The sequence below is a fragment of the Microbacterium paulum genome, from assembly GCF_015707995.1.
Classification (GTDB): Bacteria; Actinomycetota; Actinomycetes; order Actinomycetales; family Microbacteriaceae; genus Microbacterium; species Microbacterium paulum.
The window spans coordinates 1-10698 of record NZ_JAAGRY010000082.1; the positions used below are offsets into that span (position 1 = coordinate 1).

Sequence of the window (10698 nt, forward strand, 5' to 3'; positions counted from 1 at the left end):
CCGATGGTACTGCAGGGGGGACCCTGTGGGAGAGTAGGACACCGCCGGACTTCTTCCGTGAAATGGCCACCCAATGCTGGGTGGCCATTTCCCGTTAACACGGTCCACCGCTGCAACGTCAAGAAGGGACGCCACCATGGCTGATGAGGAACGACCGCGTCGAGACGATCCGCGTCGCCCCGCAGCTGGGCGCCCTGCCCGTGACGGTGAGCGCAAGCCTTACGCGAAGCGCGACGGTGAGCGTAAGCCTTACGCATCCCGAGACGGTGAGCGTAAGCCTTACGCATCCCGTGACGGTGAGCGTAAGTCTTATGCGCCCCGCGATGGTGAGCGTAAGCAGTATCCGAAGCGCGACGGCGAGCGCCCCGCGTACCCGAAGCGTGACGGCGAGCGTAAGCCTTATGCGCCGCGTGACGGGGAGCGTAAGCCTTATGCGCCGCGTGACGGGGAGCGTAAGTCGTACGCGCCGCGTGACGGGGAGCGTAAGTCGTACGCGCCGCGTGACGGGGAGCGTAAGTCGTACGCGCCGCGTGACGGGGAGCGTAAGTCGTACGCGCCGCGTGACGGCGAGCGTAAGTCGTACGCGCCGCGAGACGGGGACCGTAAGTCGTACGCGCCGCGAGACGGCGAGCGTAAGTCGTACGCGCCGCGAGACGGCGAGCGTAAGTCGTACGCGCCGCGAGACGGCGAGCGTAAGTCGTACGCGCCGCGAGACGGGGACCGCAAGCCTTACGCACCCCGTGACGGGGAGCGGAAGCCGTATGGCGCGCGCCCGCCGGCGGGACGTCGCGACGACGATCGCCGCGCTTCGCGTCCGCCGCAGGGATCGGACCGCCGCGCGGGCGAAGCCGGCCCCGTGCTGCCCGCAGATGTCACCCCGCAGGATCTCGCGTCGGCCGCGCGCAACGAACTGAAGACCCTCAGCAAAGAGAACGCCGAGCAGGTCGCACGCCACCTCGCGATGGCGGCGCGTCTGATCGACGACGACCCCCAGCTCGCGCACCAGCACGCGCTGGCCGCCTCGCGCAGCGCCGGGCGCATCGCCGTCGTGCGCGAGACCGTCGCGATCACCGCCTACGCCATCGGCGACTTCGCCCTCGCCGTGCGCGAACTTCGCACCTTCCGCCGCATCTCGGGACGCGACGACCAGATCGCTCTGCTCGTCGACAGTGAGCGCGGCGTCGGGCGCCCCGACCGCGCGCTCGAAGTGGGCCGCGCCGTCGACCGCGCCGCACTGCCCGTCGAGGTGCGCGTCGAACTGGCGATCGCCATGTCGGGCGCGCGTCTGGACCTGGGTGAGAACGAACGCGCACTGCAAGAGCTCGACATTCCCGAACTCGATCCCGACCGCGCGTTCTCGTGGAGTCCCGGACTGTTCGCCGCGCGCGCCGCCGTGCTCGAAGAGCTCGGTCGTCTCGACGAGGCGGCGCAGTGGCAACGCCGCGCGGAGATCGCCGAAGACGTCATCGGCTCGCGCGACGCCGACAGCGAGACCCTGCTCGTCGAAGAGATCGAAGAGATCGAAGAACTCGAGCTCGACGACGACGCTGATGAACCGCCGTCCGCTCCCGCCTCGGAACCTGACGACGCGCCCACCACTGTGCAGGACGAGGTCGACGAGATCCTCGCCGACGCCGGTATCGACGCAGACGGTGACGGCGACGTGGAGCCCGACGACGCCGACGAGAACCCGTCTGCACGCTGATGGGCCTCTTCTCGCGACGGACTGGGCCGACTCCGCTCGACGATGTCGACGCGGTGCTCTCCGACCTCGACGGTGTCGTCTACGCGGGCCCCGGTCCGCTGCCCTACGCCGTCGAGAGCCTCACCCGTGCGGGGGAGACGCGCCGGCTCGGCTACATCACGAACAACGCGTCGCGGCGCGACAGCGCCGTGGCGGACCACCTGCGCGAGCTCGGGCTGACCGCGACCCAGCCCGACGACGTCGTCACGAGCCCGCAAGCGGCGATGCGTCTGCTGCGCGAGCGTGTGACGCCCGGTGCCACGGTGCTCGTCGTCGGCGGTGACGGGCTCGTCTTCGAACTCGAGAAGGCGGGGTACCACGTGACGCGGAGCGCCGACGATGCCCCCGCCGCGGTCGTGCAGGGCTTCGCGCCGGACGTCGGCTGGGTGCACCTCGCCGAGGCCGCGTACGCGCTCGCCCTCCCCGAAGACGAGGGCGGCATTCCGTGGATCGCCACCAACACCGACTGGACGATCCCGCAGGCGCGGGGCATCGCACCGGGGAACGGCACGCTCGTCTCGGCGGTGCACACCGCGGTCGGACGACTCGCCGTCGTCGCCGGCAAGCCGGAGCGCCCGATCTTCGACGAGGCGGTCGCGCGGTTCGGTGCGAGGCATCCTCTGTTCATCGGCGACCGACTCGACACCGACATCGCGGGGGCACAGGCTGCCGGGATCGAGTCGGTGCTCGTGCTGACCGGCATCGACCGGCCGAAGCACGTGCTCGCCGCGCCCTCCACGTCGCGCCCGACGTTCATCGTCGGTGACCTGCGCGAACTGCACGAGCCTTACCCCGAAACGGTCGTGCAGGGTGACGTGACGAGCGTGGGCACGGCTGCCGTGCGCATCGACGGTCTCGACGTGCACATCGTGCGCGCCGGCGACCGCCCCATCGACCTCGTGCGCGCGGGCGCCGCGGCCATCTGGGCGACGGGGCGTGCGATCTACGGCTTCCGCGTGCCCGAAGAGCTCTACGCCGACCCGTTCCACCGGCCCTGAGGCTGTGAAGCTCTGAGGCTCCAGGGTTCTGAGGCGGCATCCGACGCGTATCGTGGAGGCATGTCGATGGATGCCGCTGACGCCGACGCCCGCCGCGACGATCTGCTGTCTGCGATCGAGGTGATCGAGGATCAGCCGCTCGCCGAGCGGGCGAACGCCTACGCCGCGCTCCACGACGATCTCGCCCGGCGCCTCGAATCGGGCCCGCGGGACCCGCACGCGTGACCGGCCGACTCGACGCCGCCGTCGCGGCGCGCGGCCTCGCCCGGTCGCGCACGCAGGCCGCCCAACTGATCGAAGCAGGGCTCGTGTCGGTCGACGGCGCCCCCGTCGTCAAGCCCTCGGTGAAGGTCTCGGACGCGCAGGTGATCACCGTCGCGGCATCCGATCACTACGTCAGCCGCGCAGCGCACAAGCTCATCGCGGCCCTCGACGCGTTCGGGGTCGACGTCACCGGGCGGGTGTGCCTCGACATGGGCGCGTCGACGGGCGGCTTCACGCAGGTGCTGCGCGAGCGGGGCGCGGCGCGTGTGTTCGCTGTCGACGTGGGTCACGGACAGCTCGACCCGCTCATCGCCGGCGATGACGGAGTGAGCGTCGTCGAGGGCTTCAACGTGCGTTACATGACCCCGGCCGCCCTCGCCGAGGCGACCGGGTCGGCCGCCGCGCCGCAGCTGATCACCGGTGACCTCTCGTTCATCTCGCTCACGCACGTGCTGCCGGCCGCGGCATCGGTCGCCGCCCTGGATGCCGACCTCGTGTTGCTCGTGAAGCCGCAGTTCGAGGTCGGCCGTACCGGGGTGCGCGAAGGGCTCGTCACCGACGCCGCCGCGCGCGCCGACGCCGTGGCCGGGGTGCTGTGGGCGGCGTGGGACGCCGGGCTCGGCACCCACGGCGTGATCGCCTCGCCGCTCGCCGGCACGCACGGCAACCACGAGTACCTCGTGCATCTGCGGCCTAGGAACGGGTCGGATGGGGCAGGCAATCCGACAGAATATCTGGAGACCGTGAACCGACTGGCGGGAGCGATATGACCGGCACGACCGAACTGCCGCGCGAGATCCTCGTCGTCGCCCACGCGCGCCGCGAAGACACGGTCGCTGCCGCCCGCCGCGTGATCGCCGCGCTGCAATCCGCGGGTGCGCACCCCGTGCTGCCGGACGGCGATGTCGAACTGCGCGACGCGCTCGCTGACGTCGGCCACCTCGAGACGCTCGGGAAGGGCGTTGCCGTCGACGATCTCGAGCTCGCGATCGTGCTCGGGGGCGACGGCACGATCCTGCGTGCGGCCGAACTCGTGCGCAGCGGCACCGCGCCCATCCTCGGCATCAACATGGGGCACGTCGGCTTCCTCGCCGAGATCGAAGCCGACGTCATCGACGACGCCATGCGTCGCGTGATCGACCGCGACTACGACGTCGAAGAACGGATGACCCTGGCCGTCGAAGTGACGGATGCCGCCGGCGCCCCCATCTACGAGACGTGGGCGCTCAACGAGGCGACCGTCGAGAAGGCCGCGCGCGAGCGGATGATGGAGGTCATCATCGAGATCGACAGCCGTCCGCTGTCGAGTTTCGGCTGCGACGGGGTCGTGATCTCGACCCCGACCGGTTCGACCGCGTACAACTTCTCGGCCGGCGGCCCGGTGGTCTGGCCGACCGTCGAGGCGATCGCGGTGGTGCCGCTGTCGGCGCATGCGCTGTTCGCCCGCCCGCTCGTCGTAGGGCCCGAAGCGACCGTCGCGATCGAAGTCCTCGCACGCACCGACGGCACGGGCATCCTGTGGTGCGACGGTCGACGTTCGCACGACCTGCCCCCGGGCGCCCGCGTGACCGCGCGGCGCTCACCCGAACCCGTGCGGCTCGCCCGCCTGCACCCGGCGCCCTTCACCGACCGGCTGGTGCGCAAGTTCCAGTTGCCCGTCGCGGGGTGGCGCGGACCGGCGACGAGTCGGAGTACCGGTGCGGACGGGGGAACGGTGAGCCCGGAGGGCGCGGAATGATCGAGCAGATCACGCTGCGCGACCTCGGCGTGATCGCGCGGGCGACGCTGCCCATCGGGCCGGGCTTCACCGCGATCACCGGCGAGACCGGTGCCGGCAAGACCATGGTCGTCACGGGGCTAGGCCTGCTGATGGGGGCGCGCTCCGATGCGGGCACCGTGCGCTCGGGCGCCGACCAGGCCGCCGTCGAGGGCGTCTGGATCGTGCCGGCCGAGGGTGCCGTCAGCGATCGCGTCGCCGACGCCGGGGGAGAGGTCGAACCGATCGGCGACGGCCGGGCCGAGCTGTACCTCGCCCGAACCGTCACCGCCGAAGGGCGCAGCCGCGCAAGCGTGGGTGGGCGTACCGCCCCCGCCGGCGTGCTCGCCGACCTGGCCGAGCATCTCGTCGTGGTGCACGGGCAGTCCGACCAGTTGCGCCTGCGCTCGGCCGCCGCGCAGCGCGACGCGCTCGACCGCTTCGGCGGCGAGCCGATCGACGGTGCGCTCGAGCAGTACCGCGTCGACTTCGAGGCGGCGAAGACGCTCGCCGCCGAGCTCGACGAGCTCACGACGCACCGCGCCGACCGCGCCCGCGAGGCCGAAGAGCTGCGCGCCGCGCTCGCCGAGATCGAGCAGGTCGACCCGCAGCCGGGGGAGGACGTCGAGCTCGCCCGGCGCGCCACACGGCTCGCCGGCGCCGAAGAGCTGCGCCTCGCCGCGACGGCCGCGCACGAGGCGCTGTCGAGCGACGGCGACGCGCCCGACATCGTGACCCTTCTCGCCGAAGCGCGGCGCGCTCTCGAACGCGCGGCCGGGAGCGACGCAGGCCTCGACGTGCACGTCGCGACGCTCGAGGAGCTCGGCTACCGGGCATCCGACCTCGCGACCGACCTGAGCGGCTACCTCGCCGACCTCGACGAGGCGGGACCGCACGAGCTCGCCGCCGTCGAAGAACGTCGGGCCGCGGTCGGCGCGATCGTGCGTGCGCACGGCTCGCTCGAGGCCGCGCTCACCCTGCGCGCGCAGGGCGGGCTGCGCCTGGCCGAACTCGACGACGACGGCGACCGCGTGACGAGGCTCGCCGCCGAGGTCGTCGCCGCCGAAGCCAAGCTCGACGAGAGCGCCGCACGCCTGACCGAGGCGCGCACCGCGGCGGCCGGGCGTCTCGGTGCGGCGGTCACAGAGGAGTTGCGCGCGCTCGCGCTGCCCGACGCGCGCGTCGTCGTCGCCGTCGCCCCCGGGGCGGCGAGCGTCGCGGGCCGCGACGAGGTGACGATCCTGCTCGCAACGCACCCCGGCGCCGAGCCGCGGCCCGTCGCCAAGAGCGCGTCGGGCGGCGAGCTCAGCCGCGTGATGCTCGCGATCGAGGTCGTCATCGCCGGCACCGGCGGGGTGCCCACGTTCGTGTTCGACGAGATCGACGCGGGCATCGGCGGTGCGGCGGCGATCGAAGTCGGGCGGCGCCTGGCGGCACTCGCCGCATCGAGTCAGGTGATCGTCGTGACGCACCTCGCGCAGGTCGCCGCGTTCGCGGGCAACCACTTGAGCGTCGTCAAGGCGAGCGACGGCAGCGTCACGGCATCCAGCGTCCGCGCGCTCGAGGGGCCCGAACGCGAGGCCGAGATGGCGCGCCTGCTGTCGGGCCTGCCCGATTCGCCGGCCGCCCTCGAACACGCACGCGAGCTGCTCAGCCTCGGCGGCTCTGCAGGCTGATAGGATGAAAGCCCGTGACGGACACTTCTTCAGGCAGTTTTTCAAACACGGGCAGCAGCGACACCACCAAGCACATTTTCGTGACGGGCGGTGTCGTTTCGTCTTTGGGTAAGGGGCTGACCGCCGCTTCGCTCGGCAACCTCCTCACCGCCCGCGGCCTGCGCGTGGTGATGCAGAAGCTCGACCCCTACCTGAACGTCGATCCGGGAACGATGAACCCGTTCCAGCACGGCGAGGTCTTCGTGACCGACGACGGCGCCGAGACCGACCTCGACATCGGGCACTACGAGCGCTTCCTCGACATCGAGCTCAGCCAGGCCGCCAACGTCACGACCGGTCAGATCTACTCGCAGGTCATCGCGCGCGAGCGGCGCGGCGAATACCTCGGCGACACCGTGCAGGTGATCCCGCACATCACCGACGAGATCAAACGCCGCATGCGCCTGCAGGCGGGCGAATCGCCGAAGCCCGACGTCATCATCACCGAGATCGGCGGCACCGTCGGCGACATCGAGTCGCAGCCGTTCATCGAGTCGGCCCGCCAGATCCGTCACGAGCTGGGGCGCAAGAACGTGTTCTTCGTGCACGTGTCGCTCGTGCCGTACATGGGCGCGTCGGGGGAGCAGAAGACCAAGCCCACGCAGCACTCGGTGCAGGCGCTGCGCCAGATCGGCATCCAGCCCGACGCGCTCGTGCTGCGCAGCGACCGCCCCGTCACCGAGGCCAACAAGCGCAAGATCGCGCTCATGTGCGACGTCGACGAAGACGCCGTCGTCAACGCGATCGATGTGCCCTCGATCTACGACATCCCGACGATGCTCAACGAGCAGGGCCTCGACGCGTACATCGTCGACGCGCTCGGTCTTGACCGCAAGGCCGCCGAGGTCGACTGGACGCGGTGGGGCAAGGTACTGAACGCCGTGCACAACCCCAAGCACGAGGTCACGATCGGTCTCGTCGGCAAGTACATCGACCTTCCCGACGCCTACCTGTCGGTCACCGAGGCGCTCAAGGCCGGCGGCTTCGCGCAGGAGACGAAGGTCACCGTGCGGTGGATCGCCTCGGACCTCTGCGAAACGCCCGAGGGCGCCGAGAAGGCGCTCGCCCCACTCGACGGCATCGTCGTGCCGGGCGGCTTCGGCATCCGCGGCATCGAGGGCAAACTGGGCGCGCTGCGCTTCGCGCGCGAGCAGGGCATTCCCACCCTCGGCATCTGCCTGGGCCTGCAGTGCATGGTGATCGAGTACGCGCGGAACGTCGCCGGCATCGCGGATGCCTCGTCGAGCGAGTTCGATCCCGACACCGCGCACCCGGTCATCGCCACGATGGACGAGCAGGTCGACATCATCGACCACGGCGACCTGGGCGGCACGATGCGCCTCGGCCTCTACGAAGCGGAGCTCGCGGAAGGATCGCTCGCCGCGGAGGTCTACGGAGCGACCCGCGCGAGCGAGCGCCACCGCCACCGCTACGAGGTCAACAACCGCTACCGCGACCAGATCGCCGAGGCCGGCCTGTGGTTCTCGGGGCTCTCGCCCGACCACGGCCTGGTCGAGTACGTCGAGCTGCCGCGCGACGTGCACCCGTACTACATCGCCACGCAGGCCCACCCCGAACTGCGTTCGCGGCCGACCGAGGCGAACCCGCTCTTCCGGGGGCTCATCGCCGCGGCGCTCGAGCGCCACCGCGCGAGTGAGCTGTTCGAGGACGACGTCGAGAATGACTGACGTGGATGCCTCGGCGCTCCGCGACGAACCCGTCGAGGTCACCGTCACGGCGAGCGAGCTCGTCTACGAGGGCCGGGTGTGGGACGTTCGCAGCGACACCTTCGTGTACGGCGACGACGAGATCGTGCGCCAGTACGTCGACCACCCGGGTGCCGCCGCCGTGGTCGCGATCGACGACCGGGAGCGCGTACTGCTGATCCAGCAGTACCGGCATCCGATCGGCCACCGCGACTGGGAGATCCCGGCGGGGCTCCTCGACATCGCCGGCGAGCCCCCGATCGACGCGGCGCGGCGCGAGCTCGCCGAAGAGGCCGACCTCGACGCGGAACGCATCGAACCGCTCTTGTCGGTGTTCACGACGCCCGGCGGCAACGACGAGGTCGTGCACATCTTCCTCGCGCGCGGGCTGCGCCCCGCCTCGGCGACGTTCGCCCGCGAGGCGGAAGAAGCCGACATCCGCGTCGAGTGGGTGCCGCTCGACGATGCGGTCGAGGCCGTCATGTCGGGGCGTATGCGCAACGGCATCCTCGTCGCCGGGATCCTCGCCGCCGCAGAGCTTCTGCGCCGCAGCTGACGGCGGGTCGCGCCCCTCATGCGACCCGACCGCGCCGTCGACGCCTACCTCCGGCACATCACGATCGAGCGCGGCCTGTCGGAGCACACCGTCGCCGCCTACCGGCGCGACCTCGCCGGGTACTGCGCCTGGCTGCAGGAGCAGGGCGTCGACGACACCGATGCGGTGACGACGGCGCTCGTGTCGGCCTTCGCCGTCGAGCGGGCATCGGCGCAGCCGCCGCCCGCGGCGACGTCGCTCGCGCGCCTGCAGTCGTCGGTGCGCGGACTGCACCGCTTTCTCGTGCGCGAAGGACTCGCTGAGGCGGACCCGAGCGAGCGGCTTCGCCCGCCGAAGACGGCGCAACGGCTGCCGAAGGCCCTGTCGATCGAACAGATCGAACGGCTCTTGGATGCCGCAGGCCCCGACCCGGCCGCGCCTGTGGCACCTGCCGAGACCGGCGACGACGCGATCATCAGGCTGCGCGACCGGGCGCTGCTCGAACTGCTCTATGCGACGGGCGCGCGGGTGTCGGAGGTCATGCAGCTCGACGTCGACGACCTCGCCCTCGGCGACGTGTTGCGCGTGCGCGGCAAAGGGTCGAAGGAGCGGATCGTGCCCGTCGGCTCGTACGCCCGCGCCGCGGTCGATGCGTACCTCGCCCGCGCCCGCCCCGAGCTGTCGCGCCGCGGTCGGGCGAGCGCGCGGCTGTTCCTCGGCGCGCGCGGCGCACCGCTGTCGCGGCAGGGGGCGTGGCTGATCATCCAGACCGCCGCCGAGCGCGCCCAGCTCACGGCGCACGTCTCGCCGCACACGTTCCGCCACTCGTTCGCGACGCACCTGCTGCAGGGCGGCGCCGACGTGCGCGTCGTGCAAGAGCTGCTGGGCCACGCCTCGGTGGCGACGACCCAGATCTACACGCACGTCACCGTGGATGCGCTGCGCGACGTGTATCTGACCTCGCATCCGCGCGCACGGTGAGGGCTCGATGAGCGCTCGCCCGGCGCGCGGGGGCGCCGAGCGGCGGTGGCTGCGCGATTTTCCCCGGCCCGTCTAGTGGCGCGCACAGGCCCGCACCGACAGGATGGCGCCGTGACCTCTTCCGCCGCGCCCGTCGCCGCCTTCCGCCCCCCGCGCGCGATGGCGATCTGGTGGGCCGTGGCCGGGCTCGCCGGCTGGACGGTGTCGTTCCTGCTCTACCACGAGTACATCGGCCAGCTCACGGGCGGCGACGCGCTAATCTCGTGCAACATCAGCCCGGTCGTCACATGCGGACCGAATCTGCTGTCGCCGGGCGGCAATCTGCTCGGGTTCAGCAACTCGATCCTCGGCATGGTGCTCTTCACCGGCCCGATCTTCGCGGCGGCCGCGGGCTGCGCCGCACCCGCAGGCCTGCGCGCCTGGTTCTGGCGGACCTTCGCGCTCTTCGTCACGGCCGCGTTCGCGCTGGTGCACTTCTTCGCCTACCGCAGCGTCTTCGAGTACTCGTCGCTGTGCCCGTGGTGCATGATCATCTGGCTCGTCACCATTCCGCTGTTCTTCACGGTCGCGGGGTGGACGCTGCGCGCCGGAGTGTGGGGAACGCACGGGCGGACCACGCAGATCGGCGCGGCGATCCTGTCGTGGCTCCCGCTCATCGTGATCGCCGACTATCTGCTGATCGCCGTCTGCGCCCAGGTGCGTCTCGACGTGATCGGCAGTCTCTTCTGAGCGCACGCTCTCGTCGCACAGGTACCTGATCTTTCACGGCCGGACGGCCGGCGGGAGCGCGACCTGTCGGATCACAATGGGCGGCATGGATGCCCCCGATCGCCCTGCCCGTCGAGGCCTCTTCGGCAGGGGAGCATCGCGCGGCCCGTCGGCGTCTGACCTGGATCGTGTCACCGTCGGGTGATTTCGCGGGTTGAGGATCGTTGAGGCTTGATTTTCCGGGGGTGTTGGTGCCTCGTGCGGGGCACTAACGGCGTCGATCTAGACTCG

10 protein-coding genes are annotated in these 10698 nt (G+C 71.2%); all 10 read left to right on the plus strand.

The window, feature by feature from the left end; all coding sequences use genetic code 11:
• Positions 1 to 856: 856 nt before the first annotated feature.
• The 10 genes from G3N18_RS14490 to G3N18_RS14535 all read left to right on the plus strand — a co-directional run bounded on the left by G3N18_RS14490 (position 857) and on the right by G3N18_RS14535 (position 10428).
• On the plus strand, positions 857 to 1705 hold the full coding sequence (locus G3N18_RS14490; RefSeq protein WP_196384980.1) for a tetratricopeptide repeat protein: 849 nt from the start codon (positions 857 to 859) through the stop codon (positions 1703 to 1705).
• A complete protein-coding gene (locus G3N18_RS14495) occupies positions 1705 to 2742 on the plus strand; it encodes an HAD-IIA family hydrolase (RefSeq protein ID WP_196384981.1) in 1038 nt (345 codons plus the stop codon). Before G3N18_RS14490 ends, G3N18_RS14495 begins: the two co-directional genes overlap by 1 nt.
• Before the next feature lie 66 nt (positions 2743 to 2808).
• Positions 2809 to 2967 carry a hypothetical protein gene (locus G3N18_RS14500; protein ID WP_206693291.1) on the plus strand — a complete coding sequence of 53 codons (159 nt, stop codon included), beginning with the start codon at positions 2809 to 2811 and terminating at the stop codon, positions 2965 to 2967.
• Positions 2964 to 3776, plus strand: coding sequence for a TlyA family rRNA (cytidine-2'-O)-methyltransferase (locus G3N18_RS14505; protein ID WP_196384982.1), 813 nt, complete (start codon positions 2964 to 2966; stop codon positions 3774 to 3776). The genes G3N18_RS14500 and G3N18_RS14505 overlap by 4 nt, the downstream gene beginning before the upstream one ends.
• Entirely contained in the window at positions 3773 to 4744 is a 972-nt protein-coding gene (locus tag G3N18_RS14510; RefSeq protein WP_196384983.1) for an NAD kinase, read from the plus strand. Before G3N18_RS14505 ends, G3N18_RS14510 begins: the two co-directional genes overlap by 4 nt.
• Positions 4741 to 6438, plus strand: coding sequence for a DNA repair protein RecN (gene recN, locus G3N18_RS14515; protein ID WP_196384984.1), 1698 nt, complete (start codon positions 4741 to 4743; stop codon positions 6436 to 6438). The genes G3N18_RS14510 and recN overlap by 4 nt, the downstream gene beginning before the upstream one ends.
• 14 nt (positions 6439 to 6452) lie before the next feature.
• Entirely contained in the window at positions 6453 to 8165 is a 1713-nt protein-coding gene (locus G3N18_RS14520) for a CTP synthase (protein WP_196384985.1), read from the plus strand.
• Positions 8158 to 8739 carry an NUDIX domain-containing protein gene (locus G3N18_RS14525; protein ID WP_196324614.1) on the plus strand — a complete coding sequence of 194 codons (582 nt, stop codon included), beginning with the start codon at positions 8158 to 8160 and terminating at the stop codon, positions 8737 to 8739. Before G3N18_RS14520 ends, G3N18_RS14525 begins: the two co-directional genes overlap by 8 nt.
• Positions 8740 to 8757: 18 nt before the next feature.
• Entirely contained in the window at positions 8758 to 9699 is a 942-nt protein-coding gene (gene xerD / locus G3N18_RS14530) for a site-specific tyrosine recombinase XerD (RefSeq protein WP_196384986.1), read from the plus strand.
• A 111-nt stretch (positions 9700 to 9810) separates the two neighbouring features.
• On the plus strand, positions 9811 to 10428 hold the full coding sequence (locus tag G3N18_RS14535; protein WP_338038625.1) for a vitamin K epoxide reductase family protein: 618 nt from the start codon (positions 9811 to 9813) through the stop codon (positions 10426 to 10428).
• Positions 10429 to 10698: the final 270 nt, after the last annotated feature.